The organism is Achromobacter sp. 413638 (assembly GCF_043119405.1).
Taxonomy (GTDB): domain Bacteria; phylum Pseudomonadota; class Gammaproteobacteria; order Burkholderiales; family Burkholderiaceae_B; genus Achromobacter.
This window is the reverse complement of the sequence record NZ_JBICCO010000005.1, coordinates 118641-144185: the sequence shown is the minus strand read 5'-3', so window position 1 is coordinate 144185 and position 25545 is coordinate 118641. Positions and strand designations below refer to the sequence as shown.

16 protein-coding genes are annotated in these 25545 nt (G+C 68.9%); 7 read left to right on the top strand and 9 right to left on the bottom strand.

Features of this window, described 5'->3' with window-relative positions; translation table 11 throughout:
• Window positions 1-89 (bottom strand): hypothetical protein (locus ACEU5R_RS04075; protein WP_392409181.1); only part of this gene is annotated, 89 nt, incomplete at its 3' end.
• Window positions 90-241: 152 nt separating this feature from the next.
• Window positions 242-1132 carry an FAD-binding protein gene (locus ACEU5R_RS04070; protein ID WP_392409177.1) on the bottom strand — a complete coding sequence of 297 codons (891 nt, stop codon included), beginning with the start codon at window positions 1130-1132 and terminating at the stop codon, window positions 242-244.
• Window positions 1133-1174: 42 nt separating this feature from the next.
• On the opposite strand from ACEU5R_RS04070, the gene ACEU5R_RS04065 reads away from it, so the two are divergent.
• Window positions 1175-2335 (top strand): pyridoxal phosphate-dependent aminotransferase, encoded by a 1161-nt coding sequence (locus tag ACEU5R_RS04065; protein WP_392409175.1) that lies wholly within the window; start codon window positions 1175-1177, stop codon window positions 2333-2335.
• A 79-nt stretch (window positions 2336-2414) separates the two neighbouring features.
• Here the strand turns inward: ACEU5R_RS04065 and ACEU5R_RS04060 are convergent, their stop codons facing one another.
• The gene (locus ACEU5R_RS04060; RefSeq protein ID WP_103275851.1) at window positions 2415-3233 is read right to left on the bottom strand and encodes a lytic transglycosylase domain-containing protein; all 819 of its coding nucleotides are present in this window, start codon (window positions 3231-3233) and stop codon (window positions 2415-2417) included.
• Between the two features lie 82 nt (window positions 3234-3315).
• Between ACEU5R_RS04060 and ACEU5R_RS04055 the strand changes: the two genes are divergently transcribed.
• The 5 genes from ACEU5R_RS04055 (at window position 3316) to ACEU5R_RS04035 (ending at window position 19346) form a co-directional block, all read left to right on the top strand.
• The gene (locus ACEU5R_RS04055; protein WP_392409173.1) at window positions 3316-4860 is read left to right on the top strand and encodes a UbiD family decarboxylase; all 1545 of its coding nucleotides are present in this window, start codon (window positions 3316-3318) and stop codon (window positions 4858-4860) included.
• Between the two features lie 637 nt (window positions 4861-5497).
• A complete protein-coding gene (locus ACEU5R_RS04050; protein WP_392409171.1) occupies window positions 5498-6031 on the top strand; it encodes a hypothetical protein in 534 nt (177 codons plus the stop codon).
• A 157-nt stretch (window positions 6032-6188) separates the two neighbouring features.
• Complete coding sequence (locus ACEU5R_RS04045) at window positions 6189-8981, top strand: hypothetical protein (protein ID WP_392409170.1); 2793 nt, start codon at window positions 6189-6191, stop codon at window positions 8979-8981.
• Between the two features lie 109 nt (window positions 8982-9090).
• Window positions 9091-15876 carry an SdrD B-like domain-containing protein gene (locus ACEU5R_RS04040; protein WP_392409168.1) on the top strand — a complete coding sequence of 2262 codons (6786 nt, stop codon included), beginning with the start codon at window positions 9091-9093 and terminating at the stop codon, window positions 15874-15876.
• Window positions 15873-19346 (top strand): hypothetical protein, encoded by a 3474-nt coding sequence (locus ACEU5R_RS04035; protein WP_392409166.1) that lies wholly within the window; start codon window positions 15873-15875, stop codon window positions 19344-19346. Before ACEU5R_RS04040 ends, ACEU5R_RS04035 begins: the two co-directional genes overlap by 4 nt.
• 143 nt (window positions 19347-19489) lie before the next feature.
• Here the strand turns inward: ACEU5R_RS04035 and ACEU5R_RS04030 are convergent, their stop codons facing one another.
• The 4 genes from ACEU5R_RS04030 to ACEU5R_RS04015 all read right to left on the bottom strand — a co-directional run bounded on the left by ACEU5R_RS04030 (window position 19490) and on the right by ACEU5R_RS04015 (window position 21433).
• Entirely contained in the window at window positions 19490-19849 is a 360-nt protein-coding gene (locus tag ACEU5R_RS04030) for a hypothetical protein (protein ID WP_103275857.1), read from the bottom strand.
• 3 nt (window positions 19850-19852) lie between these two features.
• Window positions 19853-20260 carry a phage holin family protein gene (locus tag ACEU5R_RS04025; RefSeq protein ID WP_392409165.1) on the bottom strand — a complete coding sequence of 136 codons (408 nt, stop codon included), beginning with the start codon at window positions 20258-20260 and terminating at the stop codon, window positions 19853-19855.
• Between the two features lie 70 nt (window positions 20261-20330).
• Complete coding sequence (locus ACEU5R_RS04020) at window positions 20331-20648, bottom strand: YqjD family protein (RefSeq protein ID WP_103275859.1); 318 nt, start codon at window positions 20646-20648, stop codon at window positions 20331-20333.
• 80 nt (window positions 20649-20728) lie between these two features.
• A complete protein-coding gene (locus ACEU5R_RS04015) occupies window positions 20729-21433 on the bottom strand; it encodes a hypothetical protein (protein WP_392409179.1) in 705 nt (234 codons plus the stop codon).
• A gap of 297 nt (window positions 21434-21730) precedes the next feature.
• Here ACEU5R_RS04015 and cysG point away from each other — a divergent pair, with 297 nt between their 5' ends.
• Window positions 21731-23161: a siroheme synthase CysG gene (gene cysG, locus ACEU5R_RS04010; RefSeq protein ID WP_392409164.1), complete on the top strand. Its 1431-nt coding sequence runs from the start codon at window positions 21731-21733 to the stop codon at window positions 23159-23161.
• Window positions 23162-23210: 49 nt separating this feature from the next.
• On the opposite strand, the gene upp is transcribed toward cysG, so the two are convergent.
• Both upp and dacB read right to left on the bottom strand, forming a co-directional pair.
• Window positions 23211-23849 carry a uracil phosphoribosyltransferase gene (upp, locus tag ACEU5R_RS04005; protein ID WP_103275867.1) on the bottom strand — a complete coding sequence of 213 codons (639 nt, stop codon included), beginning with the start codon at window positions 23847-23849 and terminating at the stop codon, window positions 23211-23213.
• A gap of 199 nt (window positions 23850-24048) precedes the next feature.
• Window positions 24049-25503 carry a D-alanyl-D-alanine carboxypeptidase/D-alanyl-D-alanine-endopeptidase gene (dacB, locus tag ACEU5R_RS04000; RefSeq protein ID WP_103275868.1) on the bottom strand — a complete coding sequence of 485 codons (1455 nt, stop codon included), beginning with the start codon at window positions 25501-25503 and terminating at the stop codon, window positions 24049-24051.
• Window positions 25504-25545: the final 42 nt, after the last annotated feature.

The window sequence follows — 25545 nt, the reverse complement described above, 5'->3', positions numbered from 1 at the left end:
GTCAGCTGCTTGGTGGGGGTGACGGAGATTTTGCCGGGGCGCCCGAACTCGTGATATTCGAGGGCGGCTTTGCGAAGATTGGCATCCATGGGATCGGCGAGAAGCAAGTGCTAGTACAGGAAAGGGGGAAATTCTATTCCTACGGCGGCCGGCGCGATATGGCTGCGGGCGCGGGCCGCGCCCGTCCGCCAGCCCGCGCCGGCGGGGCCAGCCCATCTTACCCGCGGCCCGCGGACCGCCGCTATTGCGCGAAAGCGAGTAAGGGAAAACGACCATCCGGGTCGAACAGCGCCTTGATCCGGGCATCCAGCCGGCGTCCCGCCTCCCGGGCCGCATCGTCCAACGGCGGCGCGTCGCCGCCTGCCGCTTCCCCGGCCGCCGGCACGGCCGTGAGCAGCACCTCCTGCACCCAGGCCAGCGTGCCGCCGTGCCCCAGCAGCAGATGCGCCAGGTTGACCGTGGCGGGCGCCTGTGGCCGCAGCGCGTCCAGCCGGTAACGACCGGCCCAGGCGCCGCCCACGGCGCAGGCGGCGGCGTCCGGCCCCGTGCTCAGCTGGAACAGCGCCGGCACCAGCCGCTGCAGCGTGGCCGAGCGCAGCGGCCGTTCGTCGCTCTCGCCAAAAGGCCCCAAGGTTTCCTCCACCCCGTCGGCCAGCACCACGTCGGCCGCCAGGACCCCGGACTGCGCGCAGCGTCCCGCCGGCCAGGCGGCTGGCGCCGCCAGCCATTCGGCCAGCGTCATGGCGCCGGGCAGGCCGTCGAACTGCCGCAGGCCGGCTTGCGCCAGCACCGCCAGCGGCACGCCGGGCTGGGCCCGCCAGCGCGGCGTGTCTCCGGCCAGGCGGGCCAGGCCGCTGAGGTTCGCGGGATCCACCCGCAGGCAGGGACCAACGGCGGCTCCCTCCGCGCCGTCCAGCGCCAGGGCCACGCCGTACTCGGCGCACAGCGCCCGGGCGTGGGCCAGGTCGCCCTCGCGCGCGGGCGCCAGCCAGCCGCGCGGGCCGTCCGCGCCGGCCTCGCCCAGGTCGCGCACGGCCCCCTGGCACAACAGCGTCAGGCGCTGGATGAATCGGGCCCAAGGCGTCTGCACGGGACGCCGGCCGAGCAGGAAAGCGCGCCGGGATGGCTGCATGACTACAATCCCCCTTCTGCTTCAGATCGCTTCGAGAATCAAATGCCCCGCCTTGCCCATCGCACCAACGACTTTCTGACATTCCGAGTCATGGAACTCTTCAAGCAGGCGCAGGCCCTGCAGGCCGCGGGCAAGGACATTATCAGCCTGGGCATCGGCGAACCGGACTTTACCGCGCCGCCCCAGGTCGTGGAAGCGCTGGAGCGCGCGGCGCGTTCCGGCCTGAGCGGCTACAGCCCGACCGCCGGCCTGCCCGCGCTGCGCGAGGCCATCGCCGGCTTCTACCTCGACCAGTTCGGCGCCCGCGTCGATCCCCGGCGCGTGATCGTGACCGCCGGCGCCTCCGGCGCCCTGACGCTGGCCTGCGCCGCGCTGGTCAACGCCGGCGGCGAAGTGCTCATGCCCGACCCCTCCTATCCTGCCAACAGCAACTTTGTGCTGGCCGCCGGCGGCGTGCCGCGCCTGATCCCCAGCACCGCCGACAAGCGCTTCCAGCTGTCCGCCCAGGACGTGGCGCAACATTGGACGCCCGCCACCCAGGGCGTGCTGGTGGCCTCGCCCAGCAATCCCACCGGCACCTCGATCGCGCACGGCGAGCTGGCCGAGCTGCTGGCCCAGGTGCGCGCCCGCGACGGCTTCGCCATCGTCGACGAGATCTACCTGGGGCTGTCCTATGAAGGCCAGCCGCGCTCGGCGCTGACGCTGGACGACGACGTCATCGTCATCAACAGCTTCTCCAAGTACTTCCACATGACCGGCTGGCGCCTGGGCTGGATGATCGTGCCCGACAACATGCTGGAGGCGGTCGAGAAGATCGCCTCCAGCCTGGCCATCTGCGCGCCCACGCTGGCCCAGCACGCCGCGCTGGCCTGCTTCACCGACGACGCGCTCAAGACCTTCGCGCACCGCCGCGAAGCCTTCAAGCAGCGCCGCGACTACCTGCTGCCCGAATTCGAGCGTCTGGGACTGCGCGTGCCGGTCAAGCCGGACGGCGCCTTCTATATCTACGCCGACATCAGCGACCTGGGCATGGACAGCACCGCTTTCTCGCAACGCCTGCTGCTGGAAGCGGGCGTCGCGGCCGTGCCGGGCCTGGACTTCGGTCCGGCCCACGGCGACCACACCATGCGCTTCTCCTATGCCACCGGCCTGGACCGGCTGGAAGCGGCCGTCGACCGCATGGGCAAGCTGCTGGGTCACTGAACCGGCGCTTGGGTTCCATGAAAAACAACGCGCCCCTCGGGGCGCGTTTTCCTGTGGCCGGGGCGCGACCGGATCGGGGTCAATCCCTCGCCAGCGCGATGCCCGAGGCCAGCGCCAGGCGCCGGCGCTCGGCCTGCACCTTGGCGCCATAACCGTTGTCGTCGGGGCCGGTTGCGCCGACGTAGCAGGCCAGTCCGCCATCGACCGAGCCGCGCCGGTTGATGCAGTCCTTCAGGATGGTGGCGCCCACCATGATGTTGGCGCCGGGATCCAGCGGATTCTTGCCGACCGCGTCGAACTTGTCCTGGTGGACGCTGGTCATGACCTGCATCAGGCCCTGCGCGCCCACATGGCTTTCGGCCAGCGGGTTGTAGCGCGACTCGATGGCGATCACGGCCAAAAGCAACAGCGGATCGAGCTGCTTATCGCGGCCGACCTTGTACACCGTGCCCACCAGCGGGCCGGTGGCGTCATAGGCCACCTTGTACTTGCGCGAAATATAGTTGCGCAAGGCTTCGGCCTGCGGGCCGGTGGCGACCATGGCGGGCTTCTTGGGCGCCGGCGGCGCCACGCGGGCCGGCCCCAGCATGCCGGTGGCGTTGCTGGCGGGCGCGGCGGGCACGGCCATCGCGATGGCCGAGGACGAATCTATGCTGAGTTCGGATCCGGTATCGGACTCGGAACCCGCTTGCATGGATGTAGGCGCGAGGGCGGTCAACAAGGCTTTGTGCACCTGCAATGCCTGGTCGCGCAAACCAGGCAGGGCGAATCCCATGCTTACCGTCACGATCACGGCAATGCCCAGGTAGACGGAGCAAATGCGCAGGGATTCGGCAAGATAGTGGTGCACTCCTTGGGCCATGCGCCTGAACAGGCTGGCCACTGACGCATCGGGCATAAAGACCTCCTGCGTATCAAAGAGGGGGTTAATGTTAACCTCTCTGGCTGATCGAAATGTAACCAAATTGCCGGGATCTGTAGTGAAATACCGCGACCTTCGAGACTTTCTCGCTCAACTCGAACGCATGGGCGAACTCAAGCGCATCGCCGCGCCCGTCTCCACGCGCCTGGAAATGACCGAGATTTCCGACCGCGTGCTGCGCGCCTCGGGCCCGGCCCTGCTGTTCGAGAACGCACAGCACGACGGCCGCCCGGCGCAGATGCCGGTGCTGGCCAACCTGTTCGGCACGCCGGCGCGCGTGGCGCGCGGCATGGGCGCCGACGACGTCAGCGCCTTGCGCGACATCGGCGAGCTGCTGGCCTCGCTGCGCGAGCCCGAAGCGCCCAAGGGCCTGCGTGACGCGCTGGCCAAAGTCTCGATGCTGAAGTCGGCGCTGTGGGACATGAGCCCCAAGAACGTCAAAAGTCCGGCCTGCCAGGAAGTAGTCTGGGAAGGCAAGGACGTGGACCTGACCCGCCTGCCGATCCAGACCTGCTGGCCTGGCGACGTGGCGCCGCTCTTGACCTGGGGCCTGGTGATCACGCGCGGCCCCAACGCCAAGCGCCAGAACCTGGGTATCTACCGTCAGCAATTGCTGGGGCCGAACAAGCTCATCATGCGCTGGCTGTCGCACCGCGGCGGCGCGCTGGATTTCCGCGACCACGCGATCGCCCATCCCGGCACGCCCTTCCCCATCGCCGTGGCGCTGGGCGCCGACCCGGCCACCACGCTGGGCGCGGTCACGCCGGTGCCGGACAGCCTGTCCGAATACCAGTTCGCCGGCCTGTTGCGCGGCTCGCGCACCGAGGTCGCGCAGGCGCTGGGCAGCAACCTGTCGGTGCCGGCCTGGGCCGAGATCGTGCTCGAAGGGCATCTGCTGCCGGCCTCCGACCCGCGCGCGCTGCCGCCCGCCGTGCCCGAGGGCGCCCCGCCGCCCCCGGACACCGGCTACGAGATGGCGCTGGAAGGCCCCTACGGCGATCACACCGGCTACTACAACGAGCAGGACTGGTTCCCGGTCTTCACGGTGGAAAGGATCACGATGCGGCGCAATCCCATCTATCACTCCACCTACACCGGCAAGCCGCCGGACGAGCCGGCCGTGCTGGGCGTGGCGCTGAACGAAGTGTTCGTGCCACTGCTGCGCCGCCAACTGCCGGAGATCGTGGACTTCTACCTGCCGCCCGAAGGCTGCAGCTACCGCCTGGCCGTCGTGTCGATCCGCAAGCAATACGCCGGCCACGCCAAGCGTGTCATGTTCGGCCTGTGGAGCATCCTGCGCCAGTTCATGTACACCAAGTTCATCGTGGTGGTGGACGAGGACATCGATCCGCGCGACTGGAAGGAAGTGGTCTGGGCCATGACCACGCGCATGGACCCTGTGCGCGACACGCTGCTGGTCGAGAACACGCCGATCGACTACCTGGACTTCGCCTCGCCCGTCTCCGGCCTGGGCGGCAAGATGGGGCTGGACGCCACCAACAAATGGCCGGGCGAGACCAGCCGCGAATGGGGCACGCCCATCGTGATGGACGCCGAGGTCAAACAGCGCGTGGACGCCATGTGGAGCGAGCTGGGGCTCTGACCCCGCCGGCGGGCGGCGCGCGGTCTCCCCGCGCAATCGATTGAAGCCGCCCGCGCCGCGCCTCGCGCATCCAACCGTTACAAGCCGTTCCAAACGGCCTGTGAACGAGCGCTCCGAATCCGCCGAGAGCCGCATCTTTCCAGGCCTGGCGGCCGGTTCTTAAGACTCTCTTCAACTTTGTATGCGCCTCGTCCGGGGCTTTCTACACTGCCGGCATGATGACTGTTCCGCGACGGTCCCGGCCCGGCAAGCACTGCCGCGCCCAGCGACACGCGGGCGGTCATTCTCGAACGAATCGGCAACATCAACGCCGTCCCTGTTTTCCCCAGGGATGACGATCCCGACAGTCGTCATGCCGGCCTTTCCGGATTGAATCACCGCAGGCCCTGGCAGGCGCGCACAGACGCTCCGCCCGCGCCTCGCCCGGCCAGCGCGACCTGTCGGCATCCGCCCCGCCATTCCTGGCCGGGGCATGCGCCGGACAAGCATCCGTCCCGTCGATCGTTCGCCGCAGTTCCCCGCGCCGGGAGCACGCGCCAGTCCCCTGCCGCGTGTCGAAGCAGGCGCCCGCTGAATCGCCGCCGCAGCATGCTCGCAATCGCGACGGCGTTCAAAACATTGAATAAGAGGACTCATCATGAAGAAGGTTCTGGGATTGATATTTGCCGCCAGCGTCGTGTTGGCCGCGCCGCTCGCCCACGCCAAGGAAGCCGTTCCGGCCGCCAAGCGCGTCGAACAGCCCGCCCCCGTCAGCGTCACGCTGAGCGCCTGGTCGGTCACGCTGGACAAGGCCGGCAAGGAGAGATTCAAGCGCGCCGAATCCGCCAAGCCCGGCGACGTCATCGAATACCGCGCCGAGCTGCGCAACGTCTCCCGCGCCACGCTAAAGGATCAGGCCCTGACGCTGCCGGTGCCTCCCGGCACCGCCTACGTGCCGTCCTCGGCGCGGCCGGCGCAGGCGCAGGCTCGCGCGGACGGCGGCAAGTTCGAAGCCATGCCGCTGATGCGCGTCGAGCGCAATGCGCAGGGCCAGGAAGAAAAAATCGCCGTGCCGCCCGAGGCTTACCGCGCGCTGCGCTGGCCGGTGACTGACCTTCCCGCTGGCAGCAGCTTCAAGGCCACGGCCCGCGTGCGCGTGACCGACACGCCTGCCGAGACGGCCAAGGACTAAGCCGCCCGCCATGGCGGCGCGCCCTTTTGCCGCGCCGCCCGCTACCCACATCGCGTTTCCTTCATCGCGGCGCCGGATTTCCGCGCGCCCCGGGGGACGCTTTGCGTCCGAACACGGCGGAGGGCCGCGTTCGATGGTTCCACCTCTAAGGAAATTCATGAGAGCTCTACCCAAGAAGAGCGCCACGCGCTGGCTCGGCGCCGCCGCGCCAGCGCTGGTGGCCTGGTCTTTGACCTCGGGCATGGCCCAGGCGGCAACCCCGGCCGCCGGCACGATCATCAGCAACCAGGCCGCTGCGTCGTACACCGACGGCCAGGGCGTCGACCGCGTGTCGCAATCCAACGCCGTCGAGACCCTGGTGCTGCCCAAGGCCGCGTTCAGCCTGGCCAGCGACAACACCAAGCAGGCCTCGCCGGGATCCACCGTGTACTTCACGCACACGCTGACCAATACCGGCAACGCCGCCGACACCTTCAAGATCACGGTCGACAAGCCCGCCAACACCGTCGGCTCGCCGGCCTCGACCTGCGATATCTACATCGACGAGGACGGCAACGGCCTGCCCGATTCGAATACCCCGATCGGCGCTTGCGGCACGCCCTTCACCACCACCTCGGTGCTGGCCGGCGGCCTCTACCGCTTCGTCATCGGCGCCACGGTCAACGGCCAGGCCTCCACGGGCGATGAAGCCACGATCGCCGTCCACGCCAAGAGCGTCACCGACCCGGCCGCGACCGGCGCGCCCGAGCAGAACACGGACACGCTGCAAATCGCCAACGGCGCGGCGTTCAACGTGAACAAATCGTCCAACAAATCCTCCGGCCCGACGGGTTCGGTGATCACCTATACCTTCACCATCGCCAACACCGGCAACGCGGCCGGCGATCTGACCATCACCGACGCGCTCGGCAACGGCCCCACCGCGGGTCTGCGCTACGTGTCGGGCTCGGGCACCTGGTCCAACGGCCAGGGCGCGCTGACGGACGCATCGGACGGCGCCGAAAAAAGCGACGGCAACGGCGGCTCGATCGACTACCAGGCGCCCACCGAGGCGTCCAAGCCGGGCGACGTGGTGGTCAAGCTGACGGGCTTCAATCCCGGCGCGACCCAGACCGTGACCTTCCAGGCCAAGGTGGCCGACACCGCCACGGTCGGCAAGGACATGACGACCAACGCCGCCGACTACACCTGCCAGATCGGTGACGGCGGCAAGGACTGCCGCACCAACGAGGTCATCTTCGAAGTGCTGCGCGCCATGAGCGTCGTCGCCAACGGCAGCACCTCCAGCAGCGTCAACGGTTCGAACGAACCGCTGACGGTGACCGAGGCGACCGCCGGCTCGACGGTGCACTGGACCGACGTGATCTGGAACACCGGCAACGACACCGAGACCTACCAGCTGACGCTGTCCAAGGAGAACTTCCCGGCCGGCACGACCTTCATGCTGTTCCAGGCCGACGGCGCGACGCCGCTGGTCCAGGGCTTGACGCCGCCGATTCCCGCCTCGGGCTCCGCCGGAGTCTGCGCGGCGCCGCTGGTCAAGGATGCCGAGACCAACGCTTGCGGCTACCCCGTCGTCGTGCAGGCGCAGCTGCCCATGAACGCGTCCGGCGACGGCCCGTTCCAGGCCAGCTATATCGCGGCCTCGACATCCGACCCGTCGCAGACCGATTCGGTCGAGAACCAGTTGGCCAAGCTGTCGTCCGCCGCCTTCGTGCTGGCCAACGACATCTCCGCCGCCCTGCGCGGCACGGCCACGCCCCAGACCACGCTGACGGCGACGATCGGCGGCAGCGTCACCTTCCCCCTGTACGTCAAGTCCAACAGCGTCGACACCTTCGCCCTGTCGTACTCGGGCACCGACTTCAACGCGGGCATCGTCCCGGCCGGCTGGCGCGTGGAATTCCGCTCGCCCACCGCCGGCACCTGCGACGCGCCGGGCGCCCAGATCATGAACGCCCGCGTCACCGAGACGGCTGACCCGTCGGACACGACCACGCCCGACGCCACGCTGATCGCCTGCGCCGTGGTGTCCACGCCCGAAGACGCGGCCCAGAGCACGCAGAAGGTGTACTTCAAGGCCACCGGCACCTCGGGCGTGTCCAGCGCCAAGCTCGACGCCGTGACGATCAGCGCGAACCGCCAGATCTCCCTGGTGCCCAACCAGACCCAGCAGGTCGCCCCCGGCGGCAGCGTGACCTATAGCCACGTGCTGACCAACCAGGGCAACCAGGCCGAAGGCGGCACCTGCTCGGCCATGAGCTTCTCGGGCGATAACTCGCTGGCGGGCGACGGCTGGACCTCGGTCGTGTACTACGACGCCAACAACAACGGCGAACTGGATCCGAGCGACCCCGTGGTCGAATCGCTGGCCCAGATCACCGCCTCCGGCAAGTACACCGACGGCACCGCCGCCGTGGCGGGCACGCTGCCTTCGGGCAAGGGTCTGCGCCTGTTCGTCAAGGTCTTCGCTCCGTCGAGCGCGGCCGCCGGCGAAACCGACAACCGCACGCTGCAGGCCATCGTCAAGAACAGCACCGGCGCCGGCGCCTGCGCCAGCCCCGAACCGGCCGCGCAAAGCGTGGTGGACACCAGCAACGTGATGACCGCGCAGATCCGGCTGCTCAAGGAACAAGGCCTGGATGCGAAGTGCGACGGCGTCGTCGACCTGGCTTTCAGCGCCACCCAGATCCAGGTCAAGCCCGGCGAGTGCGTGATCTATCGCGTGCAGGCCAGCAACCAGGGCGTGGACGCGGTCACCAACGTGATCATGAACGATTCGGTCCCGGCCTTCTCGACCTACGTCGACATCAAGGACTCGTCCATCTGCACCCCGGGTCAGGCCACCACGCCGGCCAATGGCGGCACCGGCTCGGTCACCTGCAACGTGGGTGAACTCAAGCCTGGCGCCAAGGCCACGATGCAGTTCAACGTCAAGCTGGACGACTGACCGTCCCTTCCCGTTCGCCTGGGCGCAAGCCCTGGCATCCGATTCGAGGCGGCTCCCGCCGGAGCCGCCTCGTCATTCCCAAAACCCTGATTCGGAAAGATTGATACGCATGCCTGTAGATTGGAGAAACTTCCTGTCTTTCCCCCAGGAGCGCGCATCCGGCGCGACGCGACCGGCCCCGGCCGCGCGCGGTCCGGGCCAGCTCGGGCGCGCCTGTCGCGCGCTGACGCTGGCCGCGCTCCTGCTGCCGGCATGGGCATCCATCTTCAGCGGCCACGCCAGCGCCCAAACCTCGGTCGCGGATTCGCCGCAGGCGGGCATCATCCTGCGCACGCAGGCCGATGTCACGTTGCTGCCCGCCGGGCACACGCGGGAGGTCCGCATTCTCTCCAACATCGTCGAGGTCCGGGTCTCGCCGGTGGAAGCGTTGCTGCTCACGCCTGGCGGCTCGCGCGACGGCGTCCCCGGCGCCAGCGTGCAGATGCCGCACGTGCTGACCAATACCGGCAATATCGTCTCCGGCTATGCCTTCGACCTCAACGTCGTGGCCGGCAGCTTCGCGCCGCAAGCCCCCTACATCGTGCATGACCGCAACGACAACGGCGTCGAGGACGACGGCGATGCGCGCATCCCGTTGCAAGGCCCCGCGTTCACGCTGGAACCTGGCGAGGCCGCCAGCCTGCTGGCGATCGCCACCGTGCCCGATGATGCGCAGGACGGACAGGCGGCCGTGCTGCGCCTTTCGGCCAGATCGCAGGCGCGCAGCGTGCTCACGAGCAAGAATGATGTCATCGTCGTGCGCGAAGGCGCGGCCTTCGCCTTGCACAAGACGGCCGACGCGGACCGCGCGCAGGGCGGCGACGTGGTCGGCTACACGCTCGACGCCACCAACAACGGCAATGCCGACGCCGAAGGCACGGAGACCGGCAAGGACCTCGACGGCGCCACAGGCGCGCTGCGCATCGACGGCGTGGCCGCCCGGGCCGTGCTGCTGCGCGACCGCATCCCGGCGCATACCCGGCTGGTCAGCGGTTCGCTGCAAACCGCCATCGCCGGCGCCCGGCGACTCTGGCATGCGCCGGGCGACGCGCCGTTTTCCTATCGTTCGAGCGAAGTGGCCAATGCCGACGAAGTGGCCATCGCGCTGCCGGTCGTGCAGCGCAATCAATCGCTGCGCATGGGCTTTTCCGTGCGCGTGGACGACGACCACGCCGGCCGCGTCGACAATGTCGGCGTGCTGAACTTCCACGCCGCGGCCTCGCCCGACGGCGTGCGCATGCAGCCTAGCAATACCGTGCCCGTGATGGTGGACGGTACCGAGGGCGTGGACCTGACGCTGGTCAAGACGCACGACGGCAATTTCCACGCCGGCCTGGAGCAGGCCTACACCCTGAAGGTGCACGCGGCCAACCAGCCCAGCGCCGGCGCGATCTCCGTCGTTGATACCCTGCCCGATGGCATGCAGCTGGTCTCGGCCACGGGGCCGCTCTGGACCTGCGACGCGGCCGGCCAGACCGTCAGCTGCCAGACCTCGCAGACCATCGGCCCGGATTCGCCCAGCGCGCCGCTGACGCTGGTGGCGCGCGTGCCCGCGACCGTGCTGGCAGGCCAATCCGCCGTCACGCTGGTCAACCGCGCCGCCGTCTCCGGCGGCGGCGAACCCGCGGCCTTCGCCGGCAACAACAGCGTCGAGGACCCCACCGTGATCGAAGCCGGCGCCAAGCTGTCCGGCAAGGTCTGGCTCGATCTCAATCGGGACCGCCTTCACCAGGGCGGGGAACGCCCCCTGGCCGGCTGGCGCGCGCAACTGCTGCTGCCCTACAACGATCCGGCCGCGCGGACCGCCGGCCTGCGCAGCGTGGTCATCGGCCCCGGTACGCAGTACCGCCTGGTCCAGGAGGCCGTGACCGACGCCGCCGGCGCCTACCGCATGCAGGACGTGACGCCGCGCGCGGACTACGCGCTGCGCTTCCTGTCCCCCTCCGGCTACCAGTACGCCACGCCCGTGGACGGCGACAATGGCGCCGCGCAATCGGGCGCGCGCCCGGATACGGACGCCGGCATGCTGGTGGACCTGTCGATCGCGGCGAACGCCGACATCACCGGCCAGAGTCTGCCCGTCATCCCCAGCGGCGTGGTCTATGGCTCGTCGAACCGCCAGCCGCTGGCCGGCGCCATGGTGCGGCTGAGCGGCCCGGTCGGCTTCGATCCCGCGCGCCACCTGGTGGGCGGCGCGGGCAATGCCGAACAGCGCAGCAGCGACGAAGGCATGTACCAGTTCCTGCTCACATCGGACGCGCCCTCGGGCCGCTATCAGCTGCTTACCCGGCCCTCGGCCGGCTATGTGTCGCCGTCCACGGCGCTGCCGCCCCAGCCGCAAGCCCTGGTCCTGCCCACCGGCGCGGCCCCGCTGGCGGTGCAGCCGCAAGCCGCCCCGCCGCAGCCTGGCGAGGCCACCACCTACTACACCCAGTTCACGGTATCGTCCGGCAGCCGGCCCGTGGCCAACAACCACCTGCCGCTGGACCAGGCCGCGACCCAGGGCCTGCTGCTGCGCAAGAGCGCGTCCAAGAGCGTCGTCGAAACGGTGGACTTCGTGGACTACGCGCTCGAACTGAACAACCAGACGGGCGGGCTGCTGGCCGGCGCGACCTTCGAGGACCTGCCCGCCGCCGGCTTCGTCTACCAGCAAGGCTCGGCGCGGGTCATCACCGCCGCCGGCGCCAGCGCCGTCGAACCGCTGCTCACTCCCAACGGCAAGGGCGGGCTGTCGATGCGCTTCGAGCTGCCGTCGCTGCGCCTGGCCGACCAGGAAGCGCTGCGCCTGACCTATCGCATGCGCGTGAACGTCGGCGCCCTGCAAGGCGACGGCGTCAACCGCGCCCGCGCCACCAGCGGCGCGCTGCGCTCGAACGAAGCCTCGGCGCGGGTGAAAGTGGTCGGCGGCGTGTTCGCGGAAGAGGCCTTCGTCATTGGCAAGGTCACGCTGGACTGCAACCGCAATGGCATCCAGGACGAGGAAGCCGGCGAAATCGGCATCCCCGGCGTGCGCCTGTACCTGGAAGACGGCACCTTCGCCATCACCGACAGCGAGGGCAAATACAGCTTCTACGGCTTGCGTCCGCTGACGCACGTGCTCAAGCTCGACCTGACCACCCTGCCGCAAGGCGCGGTGCTGGGTTCGGCCGGCCACCGCAACAGCGTCGACGAGCAGGCCTCGCCCGCCGTCCGCACCCGCCAGGCCAGCACCCGCTTCGTCGACCTGAAGAAGGGCGAGCTGCACAAGGCCAACTTCGTCGAGCAATCCTGCGCGCCATCGGTGCGGCGGGATGTGATCGCGCGCCGCGACGCCGCCTCGGCCCAGCGAGACGAAGCCGCGTCCAGCGTGCGCCGCGACTTCAAGGCGCAGGCGCAGCTCGTGGAAACCACCGACGTGCGCAGCCGCCCGCAGACCGGCTACATGGACCCGGAGCGCGGCACGCCCGGCGCCGACCAGCCCCCGGGACGCGACGGGAAATCGCCGGCGCCGCGTGCCACGCGGACCGAAGCGGCGAACGCCGCCGGCGCGCCGGACGCCGCCACGGCCCGGCCGCTGGAGGAACTGCTGCCCGAGGCCGACCCCGAACTGGGCCTGCTCAACCTGAAGGAAGGCCAGACCCTGCCCATCGCCCAGACTTCCATCATGGTCAAGGGCCGTCTGGGGGCCATCTTCCGCCTCAAGGTCAACGGCGCCGAAGTCGGCCAGGATCGCGTCGGCAAGAAGAGCCAGCTGCAGGACCAGGGCGTGCAGGGCTGGGAATACGTGGGCGTGAACCTGCGCCCCGGCGTCAACCGCATCCAGGTCGAACAGCTGGACGGCATGGGCAACGCGCGCGGCAGCGCGTCCGTCAGCGTGATCGCGCCGGGCAGGCTGGCCCGCATCGAGCTGAGCGCGCCGGACCGTCCGATGGCAGACGGCCGCACGCCGGCCAGGCTGCGCCTGCGCCTGATGGACCGCGACGGCGTGCCTTTCGCGGCCCGCACCCAGGTGACGCTGAATGCCACGATCGGCCAGTGGCAGCTTGAAGACCTGTCGCCCGCCGAGCCGGGCACGCAGATCTTCGTGGAAGGCGGCCAGGCCGAGCTGCCGTTGACGCCGCCCGCCTCGCCCGGCGAGGGCCATGTGGAAGTGCAGGCCGGCAATCTGCGCAAGAAGATCCCGCTGGCCTTCGTGCCGGAACTGCGTCCGATGATCGCCGCCGGCATCGTCGAAGGCAGCATCAGCCTGAACCAGATCGACTTCTCGAAGATGGAGCCGGTGCGCTCGGGCGACGTGTTCGAGCGCGAGCTGCGCGCGCACAGCCGCTCGTTCAACGACGGCAAGGGCTCGGCGGGCGGCCGCGCCGCGTTCTTCCTCAAGGGCAAGATCCGCGGCGACTATCTGCTGACCGCCGCCTACGACTCGGAAAAGACCACCCGCGACCGCCTGTTCCGCGATATCCAGCCCGACGAGTACTACCCCATCTACGGCGACTCGGCGCAGCGCGGCTTCGACGCCCAAAGCACCGGCCGCCTGTATGTGCGCATCGACAAGGACAAGTCGTACCTGCTGTATGGCGACTACACCACCGCCTCGTCCGACACGGTGCGCCAGATCTCGCAATACTCGCGCTCGCTCAATGGCGTCAAAGGCCATTACGAGACGGACATCCAGGGTCGCAAGGTGGAAGTGACCGGCTTCGCCGCGCACGACACGCTGCGCCAGATGGTCGAGGAATTCGCCGCCAACGGCACCTCCGGCCCGTTCCAGCTACGTCACGGCGATCTGTACCTCAACAGCGAGCAGGTGGTGGTGCTGACGCGCGACCGCAACCAGCCGTCGCTGATCCTGCGCAGCGAGACCAGGCAACGTTTCGTGGACTACGAACTCGAACCCTGGACCGGCCGCTTGCTGTTCAAGGCGCCGATCCCCAGCTTCGACGCGGACCTGAACCCCAACTCGATCCGCGTGAGCTACGAAGTCGACTCCGGCGGCGAGGCTTTCGCGGTCTATGGCGCCGATGCGCAGGTCCAGGCGACCGAGAAACTGCGCGTGGGCGGCGTCTACGTGCGCGACGAGGATCCCGGCAAGTCCTTCGGCATGCGCGCGGTGACAGGCGAATACAAGTTCGGCGAGCGCACCACGCTGTCCGCCGAGCTGGCCAGCACCCGCAACGGCGACAGCAGCCTGCTGGACAGCCAGCTGACCGGTCAGCCCGGCGGCCAGGGCGAGACGCCGGCCGTCGCACCCGGCGCCGACCTGCTGGGCGAGCACTCGGGCAGCGCCCGCCGCGTGGAGTTCCGCCACGAAGGCACGGACCTGAACGTGCTGGCGCAGTACGCCAGCGCCGACGAGGGTTTCGACAATATCTCCGCGCCGGTCTCGCAGGGCCGCACCGAGATCGCCGGCAAGGCCGAGTACCGCATCGACGAACATACCGCGCTGCGCGGCGAGATCCGCAGCAGCGAGGACGAGCGCTACGGCAGCAAGCGCGAAGGCGCCACCGTGTCGGTGGAACGCCGGCTGAGCGAAACCGTGGTGGCCGAGGCCGGCATGCGACGCTATGCGGAAACCGTCGCCGACAATGGCTACATGGCCGAACAAGGCGTGGCGCCGTACTCGGGCACCACCCTGCGCGGCAAGCTGAGCGTGCAGTGGCCGACCAACCCGAACGCCGTCGGCTACCTGGAATACGAACAGGATGTCAGCGAGTCCGACCGCCGTGTCGCGGCCGTGGGCGGCGAGTACCGGCTGGGTTCCGGCGGGCGGGTCTATGGCCGCTACGAATTCCTGTCCAGCCTGGGCAGCCTGTATTCGCTGAACGATACGCAGCGCCGCTACACCGGCCTGTTCGGCTTCGACACGCAGTACATGAAGGACGGTTCGGTGTTTTCCGAGTACCGGATGAACGATGCCATGGACGGCCGCAGCGCCCAGGCCGCCGTCGGACTGCGCAACCTGTGGAGCGTGACGGATTCCTGGCGGCTGGGCACGACTTTCGAAAGCACGCGCCCGCTGTTCAGTCCCGAGCGCGGCGACACTGGCGGCTACGGCGGCGCCTTCTCGATGCCCGGCGACTACGCCAGCCTGAACGAAAGCTCGGTGGCCGGCACGGTGGCGGCCGAGTACGTCGGCAGCGAGCGGATGAAGTTCAGCACGCGCCTGGAAGCGCGCCGCGCCACCTCGCTGGACAGCTATCTGCACACCGCGGCCGTGGCCTACAAGCTGTCGCCGGACTGGACCCTGCTGCTGCGCAACGGCGTGCAGCTGGACAAGGGCCGCGACGGCAACGCCGGCGACGCCACCCGGCTGCGCCAGCAGATCGGCGCGGCCTACCGCCCGGTGGACAACGACCGCTTCAATTTCCTGACGCGCTACGAGCATCGCGCCGAGCGCCTGTCGGGCGCGGCCAGCAGCTACCTGGCCGGCTCGGCCAGCGGCCTGGACAGCCAGTTCCTCGCCAATGGACTGCGCCAGGACACGCACATCCTCTCGGCCCACGCCAACTGGCAACCGATCAGCAAACTGACGCTGTCGGGCCGCTACGCCTTCAAGTGGACCACCGACGAATCCAACGGACTGTCGTCGAAGAACTGGGCCCATCTGGTCTACGGTCGCGCCATGTGGGACCTGGCCCGGCGCTGGGACGCCGGCGTGCAGGCCTTCGCCATGACCGGCAAGGGCGGCGCGCGCCAGACGGGTTTCGGCGTGGAAGCCGGCTACATGGTGACGCCCGATGTGTGGGTGTCCGTGGGCTACAACTTCAGCGGCTTTCGCGAGACCGATCTCGCCGGAGACGCGCAGACCAACCGGGGCGTGTTCCTGCGCCTGCGGATGAAATTCGATGAATCGCTGTTCGACGGAGCTGGGCAATGACGATGCAGGCCACAAAGAACCGCCGCCCGCGCAAGGCGCACTGGCTGCCGGCGCTGATGATCGCGGGCGCGCTGCTCATGCCCGGGATGGAACAGGCGCATGCGCAATCGCGCACCATCGTCAACACCGGCTTTGACAAACTGATGAATGGGGCCAGCCCCAACCCACCGTCGAACGCCCCGCTCTACCTGGACGATGCCCGCTGCACGCTCGGCGTAGCCGGCAAGTGCCTGGCGGGCTGGCAGTCCACGCATCCGGCTCATTATGAATTCGGGCACATGATCGAGGCCGGTTCGAGCACGGCCATCTATGGCGTCACGCCCAACAGCGGGACGGCCTTTGTCGAGCTGAACGCGGCGACCCGTTCCCGGCTGTACCAGAACATCTGCCTGAAATCCGGCGAATCGATACGATTGTCCTACTTCCTGTCGTCGCGCAGCGGAACCAACGGCGCATTCGCCAGCCAGGTTCAGGCCGGCATCTGGCCGCTGAATCATGCCGGCCCGATCGGCGGAGCGATCATGGCCGTCCCGTCCAGCGTGCGCCCGGCCGAGCAACCGGGCTGGAACGAGGAAACCGCCGTGCTAACGCTGCCCGCCGGCTACCCGTCCGGCATCTATCAACTGGGTTTCGAGGCCATCCTTCCAGGTAACAATTCCAGCTACAGCAATCTGCTGGACAACGTCACCATCCCGATCAAGCCGCTGATCGACCTGGGCGGCAGTCAGATGAACGCGGTGGCGGTCGAAGGCGCCGAAGCGCCGGCGATCAAGGTGCGGATCAATGGCCGCGTCAACACGCCCATCACGCTGGTGTTCAAGGCCTCCGGCACGGCCAAGCCGGACGAGGACTACCGTCTGGGCCAGCCCGCCGGCCTGCCGGGTTCCACGCCCACGCTGGAACACAAGAACGGCAGCGATACCTGGACTCTGTTGGTCCCGCAAGGCGAGTACCACGGCGGCTTGTCGACGACCGTGGGCGGCGGCGTCATCAGCCTGCCCTTCGAGGCCCTGGCGGATGAAGCCGCCGAAGACAACGAGACCGTGGTCTTCACGCTGCAGGCGCCAGGCGTCAACGGCGCGTCTCCCTCATTGGACTGGAACATGGAAGATCCGGTCTGCAGCGGCACCGGCGATACCGTCAAACAGGCCAGCTATCTCATCAAGGAAGCGGTACCCACGATCAAGTTCAGCGGCACGGTGTACAACGACCAGAACGGCAACGACGCGCTGGACGAGCAAGAGAACTGGACCTCGGTGGAGCCGCTGGCCTCGAACGTCTACGTCAACCTCGTGCGCAAGAACGAAGTCGTGTCGTCGCAGGCGGTGGCGCCCGGCGCGGGCAGCTATCAGTTCGCCGCGCCCAGCGATACGGACTACACCATCGTCCTGTCGGACTCCCCCGCCAATCCGTCTCCTACGCCCCCGGTCTACTGGCGTTTCAAGAGCCCGGCGTCCGGCATTCTCGGCCCCTATTCCGAAGGCCAGGACACACAGGACTTCGGCCTGACGCCCGCCACCGAGGCCTCGCTGTCCAAGGCGTTCGACCAGATCCGCATCCCGCTGCAAGGCAAGGCGAAGGTCATCTTCAAGCTGAAGAACAGCAACAACGGCCTGGATCAGCACGATGGCCTTGCTTTCACCGATCTGCTGCCAGAGGGCCTGCTGATCGATGGACAACCCCAGGCCGCGCAATGCGGCGGCACCGTGACGGTATCCACCCAGAACGGCCGCTCGCGCCTGCGCTTTGCCGGCGGCAGCCTGCCCAAGGGCGTCAGCAGCTGCGACGTGACCGCGACCGTGCTGGGCCAGACCCTGGGACTGAAAACCAATGATCAATCGAATCTGAGCGAGGTCTCATCCAACCTGGCCGTGTCGGTCAATGCCAGCATTCGCGTCGGCCTGAACTACGACGTGGAGGGTGCGGTCTACCGAGACGCCAACGCCAACGGCCATCTCGACGCGGAAGAAGGCGGCGTCGGCGCAACGTTGTGGGTCAAGTTGACGCCGCGCGCCGGCGGCCAATGCCAGGCGCCGGCGCTGGACGTCGTGGTCGCCGACGCGGCCAGCGGCCGCTATCACATCAAGGCCGCGCCCGCGGGCGACTATTGCCTGATCGCCTCCGACAACAGGGATCCGGCAGACATCACGCCATCCACGCCGGGCTGGACGCCGTCGGCGCCGGCGGACGGCCGGCTGTCCATCTCGATCAGCAACGCGGACCTGCGCAACCGCGACCTGGGCCTGTACCGAGGCCTGATCGTCAAGGGCCGGGTGTTCCGCGATACCGGAACGCCGGACGCCCGGGCCGGCAACACCGCCAACAACGGCGTCGCGGACAGCGCGGAACCTGGCCTGCCGGGCGTCGGCGTGCGCGTCCAGGCCGGCGGCCGCGTCTATTCCAGCGGCTCGACCGATGCCGACGGCGCCTACGCGCTGTTCGTGCCCGTGCCGCAGGACGGCGGCCCCGCCGCCGGCCAGCCCATCGAAGTGGCGCAGACCAATCCGCAGGGCCACGTCTCCACCGGCGCCTCGGTGCAGGGCAAGCCGATCTCGGGCTCGGCCAGCGTCGGCGGCACGCAATACACCTACGACCGCGACGCCGACATCCTCAGCTTCGCGCCCGGCGGTCGCAGCGTCCTGGACGGCCTGGACTTCGGCGACGTGCCCGACAGCCGCCTCAGCCACGACGGCAACCTGGACGGCACGCCGGGCGCGGCGCTGACCTTCCCGCACGTCTTCACCGCCGGCACCCGTGGCAGCCTGCGCCTGAGCAGCAGCGCCGTGCCCTCGCCGCCAGCGGAGAACTGGACCGATGCGCTGTATCGCGACATCAACTGCAATGGACAGATCGACGTCGACACGGATACGCTGATTCCATCCGAACAGGTCTTCGATCTGGACGCCGGCCAGAACCTGTGCCTGGTGCACAAGCAGTTCATTCCCGCCAATGCGGCCACCGGCCACCGCAACGTCGTCACGCTGCGCGCGGAACTGACCTACGCCAACGCCGCGCCGGCGCTCAGCGCCGTCTACACGCGCGAGGACCGGACCACGGTGGCGCAATCCGGCGCGCTGGAACTGGTGAAGGAGGTGCGCCACACCGGCCCCAACTGCACGCCGCTGCCCTCGCCGCAGGGAGACTGGGCCAGCAACAATCAGGCGCGTCCCGGCGACTGGCTGCAATACCGCATCACGTACCGCAACAAGAACATCGATCCCTTGCGCAACCTGGTCATCACCGACGCCACGCCGGCCTTCACCCGCTACGTCAACGCAACCTGCGGCACCAGCACGCCTGACGGCCTCGCCTGCTCGCCGCCCAGCGCCGGCAGCAATCCCCCATCCGCGCCCAAGGCGGGCGCCGCCGGCATCCTGCGGTGGGAGTTCCAGGACAAGCCAGGCGCGACGGGCGGCCTGCTGAGCGGCGCAGCCGGCAACGTGGATTTCTGCATCCAGCTGGAACCCTGAGAGGCGGCGTGGTCACGCGCATGGCGCCCGATGCGCGATGCCCGCCATGCCGCCACTGTCCAGCGACACGCAAACAAAAACGCCATCCTGTTTCCAGGATGGCGTTCATTGCCAGGAAGGCGGCGGATGAAGGACGCCGAACCTCAACGCTCGTCCGGATCCTTGCCACTTGCTTCCTGCCAGGTTTTCCACAGCTGCCAACCCACCAGCGCGCCCGCCGCGACCTTCAGCAGGCGAAAGCGCTTGCCTCCACGCATGAACATGGCGGACAGCGACGAGCTGACCAGTGGATAACGGCGCGCCAGGCCGATGGCCTGCAAGGCCCAGCGTGACGCATTGCTGGACGCCAGTCCGGGCAGCAGGCTCTTGAGGAGCGAGGCCGGCTCCAGCTTGCGGCCGGCGCTGGCGATGCCCTGGGCCAGGGATTCGCGCTCGATGGCGGCGCGCGCGCGTAGCAGCTCGATGCGCACCGCGCGGTCGATGGAGGGAGAACGCTTTGCCATGGCTCAGTCCTCCCCGCGCCGGCGCGGATCCTCGTCATGCGCGTCGCGCACGCGCTCGAGCAGTTCCGCGTCGCGGCCCAGCTCTTCCAGCGTGGCCGAGAACGGCGGCGGGCCATAGAGCAGCGCCTGCCTGACCGCGATCAGCAGCCCCACGCCCAGCACCGCGTACAGACCGGCCAGCAGGCCCAGCGCCAGATAACGGTTTTCGGTGGGCCAGAACGCCACCGCGATGCTGACCGTGAACACCAGCACCGCCAGCGTCAGGAACAGCAGGGCGGCGAAGGCCATGCCCAGCAGCTTCAGCAGCCGCGCCTTTTCATCCGCCGCCTCCAGAGCCAGCAGCTCCAGACGCGTGCGCAGCAGCCCGACCAGGCCGGAGGCGACGCCAAATACAGATTTACGCAGACCCATGAGTCATGGCGCGACCGCGCGGACGGCCGGACGATGCGTCCGGGCCGCCACGCAAGCCGCGCCGTTCCCGTCAGCGGCGGCTGATCAGCAGGCCGAGCAGCAGGCCGGTCACGCCCGCGATGCCGATGGCTTGCCAGGGATTGTCGTGCACGTAGTCGTCGGTGGCGCGCGCCGCCTTGCGGCCGCGCTCCAGCACCGCGTCCTGCGCCTCGTAGAGGGCCTCGCGGGTGCGTTTCAGGGAGGTGAGCGCGCGGTCGCGCAATTCGTTGGCCTTGTCACCGGTGCTGCTGGCGGCTTCGCGCAGCAGGCTCTCGGCATCGTTCAGGCTGGTCTTGACACTGTCGATCAGGCGTTCTTTCGCCGCGTCGTCGGTTTTCTTGGTGGCCATGTGTTGAGCTCCTGTTGTGTGTCGATGACAAAAACATCATACCAGCCGCGTCGCGCCCCGCAGGCGGCCGCGGCCCCGCGCTACTTGATCTGCGTGATCTCGACGGCGGATTTCACGCCGCCCTGATCGATGTCCTGCTTCATCACCAGGTTCACCGCTGGGCAATACCAGTCAGTGACCGTGGTGTTCATGCCGGGAATCGGAATCGTCAGCCCCTGGAACGAAGCCATGGTGGGATCGGAATTGCGGGTGTAGGTGATCGGGTGGCAGGACTGCTTGCCCAGCGCCGTGTCCACCGGCTTCTGCTGTCCCACCGTCTTCTGGCCGATGCGCACGGTCGTGCTGGGCTGGCCGCCCACCGGCGCGTCCTTGCCGATCTTCAGGCGGAAGGACGAGCCCGGCAGCTTCTGGCCGGCATTGAGCTTGCCGTCATAGGCGAACAGGCCCAGCATGCGCAGGTCGAACTGACCCTCGGAAGGCTGGGGCGCCTCGCCTGCGGATGCGTACTTCAGAAAGGTCGCCTGGCCGTTCTTGACCGTCATCAAATAGTCCAGCTTCGATTTGCCCGGCGGCAGGCCGGCGTAGCTGAAACGCGCCACGCCCTGCACCCGCGCGCGGCAATTGTCGCCATTGCTCTTGCTGACTTCGGCGAAGCTCAGGTCGGCGCCCAGCGCCAGGTTGCCCGTGCCGGTGAGCTGGACGGCGCCGCCGTCGTGCATGAATTGCGCGTCGCATACACCAGCCTGCGCCGTGCCGACCACGCCCGTCATCACCGTCAACAACATCAATTTTCGCAATGCCACGCGCTGCTCCCTGAATCCTGAAAACGCCTGCCGCGCAGGCGCGGCACCGGGCTTGATACTACACCGCTGGCAAAGCCGGGACGTATCGGAACGTGACCGGGCCGCCCCGCTGCCCGGGCCGGCCGCGAGGCCGCTCCGGCCCGGGCCCCGAGCGGGAATGGCAAGCCGCGCTAATAAATTCTGGATATATGGATTCAAAAAAACAAAAGTTGTGAGGATGAAACCCCATCCCTATGATCGGCTGACACTCTGCCGGGCATGCCCGAGGCCGATCCCTATATGAAGCTCTTCCCCCTGTTCGCCGATCTGAACGGCCGCCCCGCGCTGGTCGTGGGCGGCGGCGCCGTTGCCGAACGCAAGACGCTGGCGCTGCTCGAAGCGGGCGCCGCCGTGACCGTGGGCGCGCCCGGGCTGACGCCCGCCCTGGCCGCGCTGGCCGCCGACGGCCGCATCCATCACCATCCGGGCCGGTTCGACCCCGCCTGGCTGGACGCCGTCTGGCTGGTCGTGGCCGCCACCGACGACACCGGGGTCAACCGCGAGGTATCCGAGACCGCCGAGGCCCGCCGCCTGTTCTGCAATGTGGTGGACGATCCGGCGCTGTCCTCGTTCCAGGTGCCGTCCATCGTGGACCGCTCGCCGGTGATCGTGGCGATCTCGTCCTCGGGCGTGGCCCCGGTGCTGGCCCGCCGCCTGCGCGAACGCATCGAATCGCTGTTCGACCACACCCTGGGCCAGCTGGCCGGACTGGCCGAGCGCTACCGCCAGCGCATCCGCGCCGGCCATCCCGACCTGGGCGCCCGGCGCCGCTTCTACGACTGGCTGCTGGACGGCCCCGTGGCCGGGCTGCTGCGCCAGCAGCGGCCGGACCAGGCCGAGGCCGCGCTGGCCACCGCCCTGGACCAGCCCCTGCGCCCCGCCGAGGGCAGCGTGGTGCTGGTGGGCGCCGGACCGGGAGACCCCGGCCTCTTGACGCTCAAGGCGCTGCGGGCGCTGAACGAGGCCGACGTGATCATGTACGACCGCCTGGTCAGCGATGACATCATGGCCCTGGCGCGGCGCGACGCGACGCGCGTGTCGGTGGGCAAGCAGCCCGGCGAAGACCATCACGCCACCCAGGCCCGCATCCACGCGCTGCTGGTCGAGCACGCGCGCGCCGGACGCCGCGTGGTGCGGCTCAAGGGCGGCGACGCCTTCATCTTCGGACGCGGCGGCGAGGAACTCGAATACCTGCGTGAGCACGGCGTGCGCTATGAGGTGGTGCCCGGCATCACGGCCGCGCTGGCCTGCGCCGCCTACGCCGGCATTCCGCTGACGCACCGCGAGCACGCGCAATCGGTGCGGCTGGTGACGGCCCACTGCCGCGACGACGAAGACAACCTGGATTGGCCCGCGCTGGCCCGCGAAAAGCAGACGCTGGCGTTCTACATGGGCGTGGGCCAGCTGGACGCGCTCAGCCGCCGGCTGATTTCGCACGGCCGCGCGCCGGACACGCCGTTCGCGCTGATCGAGAACGGCAGCCGCCCGGAACAGCGCGTGCTGTCGGGCGCAGTGAAGGACCTGCCCGATCTGGCGCGGGCGCACGGCATCCGCTCGCCCGCCCTGCTCATCGTGGGCGAGGTGGCGGGACTGGCGTCCCGCCTGCAATGGTTCGGCAGCCATATCGATGGCGGCCAGGGCGACGGCCAGCCGCAGCGCCTGGCCGCCTGAGGCCGCCGCGCCGAAAAGGCTGCGCGGCGCTTAAGGCGACCTGATCCCGTCAGTCGGTCTTCTGGGTCGTGCCGAAGATCCGGTCGCCGGCGTCGCCCAGGCCCGGCACGATGTAGCCGTGCTCGTTCAGGTGATCGTCGATGGACGCCGTGTAGATATGCACGTCCGGATGCTTGGCCAGCACGGCGTCGATGCCCACCGGCGCGGCCACCAGCACCAGCGCGCGGATTTCCTTGCAGCCGGCCTTCTTCAGCAGGTCGATGGCGGCGACCATGGAGCCGCCGGTGGCCAGCATGGGATCGACGATCAGGGCCAGACGCTGGTCCAGCTCGCCGACCAGGCGTTCCAGGTAGGTATGGGCTTCGAGGGTTTCCTCGTTGCGGGCCACGCCCACCACGCTGACCTTGGCGCCGGGGATCAGGCTCAGCACGCCATCCAGCATGCCGATGCCGGCGCGCAGGATGGGCACCACGGTGACTTTCTTGCCGGCGATCTTCTCGACCTGGACCTGGCCGCACCAGCCTTCGACGGTGGCGGGCGCCAGCGGCAGATCCTTGGACGCCTCGTAGGTGAGCAAGGCGCCCACTTCCTGCGACAGTTCACGGAAGCTCTTGGTGCTGAGGTCGGCGCGGCGCATGATCCCGAGCTTGTGGCGGATCAGCGGGTGACGGATTTCGTGCACGGGCATGTGCGTAAATCTCCAGAATATTGAGAGTCGGGGGTGTTCGCCTCAGGCGCGGCGGCGGGCGGCGCGGCGCTTTCGCGCCGGCTCGCGGTCCGCCTTGGATACCGCGCCAGAGAATCGTAATCGGTTTGCGGGAATTTTTATCGCCGGACCGCCCAGGGTGAAAAAGACCGCCCTGGCGGAACCCGGCATGGACCATGCCCTATTGTTCGGCCAGCCAGGCGATGAGCGCGTCGTCGAAGGCGCGCACCGCGCCTGCCTGCTCGTGGTTGACCATGCTGACCAGCACGTAGCGCTTGCCGCTGGCGCCCAGCACATAGCCGGCGATGGAACGCACGTCGCGCAGCGAGCCGGTCTTCAGGTGAGCCATGCCCTGCGTGCCGTCGCCCTTGAGGCGGCGGCGCACGGTGCCGTCCACGCCGGCGATGGCCAGGGACGAAATGTATTCCGGCATGACCGGCGAATTCCAGGCCACGGTCAGCATGGACGCCAGGCTGTCGGCGGACACGCGCGCCTCGCGCGACAGGCCGGCGCCGTTGTCGATGACCAGTTCCGGCATGTCCAGGCCCTGGCGCGCCAGCAGGCTCTTGGCCACGGCTTCGCTGCTGGCCACGGTGGCCGGCTTGCGGCCCCGCTCGGCGCCCAGCGTCAGCAGCAGCGTGCGCGCCATGACGTTGTTGCTGCGCTTGTTGATCTGGCGGATGACCTCGGCCAGCGTGGGCGAGTCGTGCGAGGCCAGCACCACGGCGTCGCCCGGCACCATGCCGGTACGGACCTGGCCCTTGAAGGTGCCGCCCAGCTCGCGCCACAGCATGCGGAAGACCTCGGTGGCGTAGTCGGGCTGCGACAGCGCCAGCCGGTACAGGCTGAACTCGCCGCAGGAGCCCGCCACCTTGCCGCTGACGCGCAGGGTCACGCCCTGCTGGGTGATGAGCGGCTCGGTCGAGACCACGGGCGCGCCGGGGCAGCGCGCCTCTGTCCATTCCACCTTGCCCTCGATTTTCAGGCCGGGCAGCGGCGGATCGATCAGCGGCACCCACTTATGGGCCGCCGCATCCGGCAGGAACATCAGGCGCACGGCGCCGAATCCCACCATGAGCGCGTCCGGGCTGGCGTTGTAGGCGCGGTCGGGCGCGCCGTCGAAGGCGCCGGGATCGGTGCCCACCTGACCGAAGATGCTGCGGTCGATCACCAGATCGTTGATCTGCTTGACGCCGCGCAGGCGCAGCTCGCGCAACAGCACCCAGAGATCCTGCATCAGGAACTGCGGATCGCCACCGGCGCGCAGGTACAGCGGGCCGGACAGCGCGCCCTTGGCGTCGGGCCGGGCGCCCGGCTCGGTCATGAATTCGGTGCGCCAGACGTAATTGGGCCCCAGCTCGGACAGGGCCGCCCAGGTGGTCACCAGCTTCATGACCGAGGCGGGATTGCGCGGCTCCTTGGCGTTGAGCGCCACCAGGCGCGGGCCGCCCACCTCCTGCACCACCAGGGACAGGGCGCTGTCCGGCAGCTTGGTTTCCTTCCAGGCCTTGACCACGGCCGGCGGCAGGCCCGGCACCTGGGCGCAGGCCGCGCCGCCAGCCAGGGCCAGCAGTCCGCCCGCCAGCCACCGCCTGAACCGGCCCGTTCCCGCCACCGCCCTGTTGTATCCCGTCATGCCCCGACCACCTGAATGCTTATCCGGCAAAACCGAGAGCAT

Coding starts and splice junctions, on each gene's coding strand:
- ACEU5R_RS04070 (WP_392409177.1), bottom strand. CDS start 1,132: ATGCAGCCATCCCGGCGCGCTTTCCTGCTCGGCCGGCGTCCCGTGCAG.
- ACEU5R_RS04065 (WP_392409175.1), top strand. CDS start 1,175: ATGCCCCGCCTTGCCCATCGCACCAACGACTTTCTGACATTCCGAGTC.
- ACEU5R_RS04060 (WP_103275851.1), bottom strand. CDS start 3,233: ATGCCCGATGCGTCAGTGGCCAGCCTGTTCAGGCGCATGGCCCAAGGA.
- ACEU5R_RS04050 (WP_392409171.1), top strand. CDS start 5,498: ATGAAGAAGGTTCTGGGATTGATATTTGCCGCCAGCGTCGTGTTGGCC.
- ACEU5R_RS04045 (WP_392409170.1), top strand. CDS start 6,189: ATGAGAGCTCTACCCAAGAAGAGCGCCACGCGCTGGCTCGGCGCCGCC.
- ACEU5R_RS04040 (WP_392409168.1), top strand. CDS start 9,091: ATGCCTGTAGATTGGAGAAACTTCCTGTCTTTCCCCCAGGAGCGCGCA.
- ACEU5R_RS04035 (WP_392409166.1), top strand. CDS start 15,873: ATGACGATGCAGGCCACAAAGAACCGCCGCCCGCGCAAGGCGCACTGG.
- ACEU5R_RS04030 (WP_103275857.1), bottom strand. CDS start 19,849: ATGGCAAAGCGTTCTCCCTCCATCGACCGCGCGGTGCGCATCGAGCTG.
- ACEU5R_RS04025 (WP_392409165.1), bottom strand. CDS start 20,260: ATGGGTCTGCGTAAATCTGTATTTGGCGTCGCCTCCGGCCTGGTCGGG.
- ACEU5R_RS04020 (WP_103275859.1), bottom strand. CDS start 20,648: ATGGCCACCAAGAAAACCGACGACGCGGCGAAAGAACGCCTGATCGAC.
- ACEU5R_RS04015 (WP_392409179.1), bottom strand. CDS start 21,433: ATGTTGTTGACGGTGATGACGGGCGTGGTCGGCACGGCGCAGGCTGGT.
- cysG (WP_392409164.1), top strand. CDS start 21,731: ATGAAGCTCTTCCCCCTGTTCGCCGATCTGAACGGCCGCCCCGCGCTG.
- upp (WP_103275867.1), bottom strand. CDS start 23,849: ATGCCCGTGCACGAAATCCGTCACCCGCTGATCCGCCACAAGCTCGGG.
- dacB (WP_103275868.1), bottom strand. CDS start 25,503: ATGACGGGATACAACAGGGCGGTGGCGGGAACGGGCCGGTTCAGGCGG.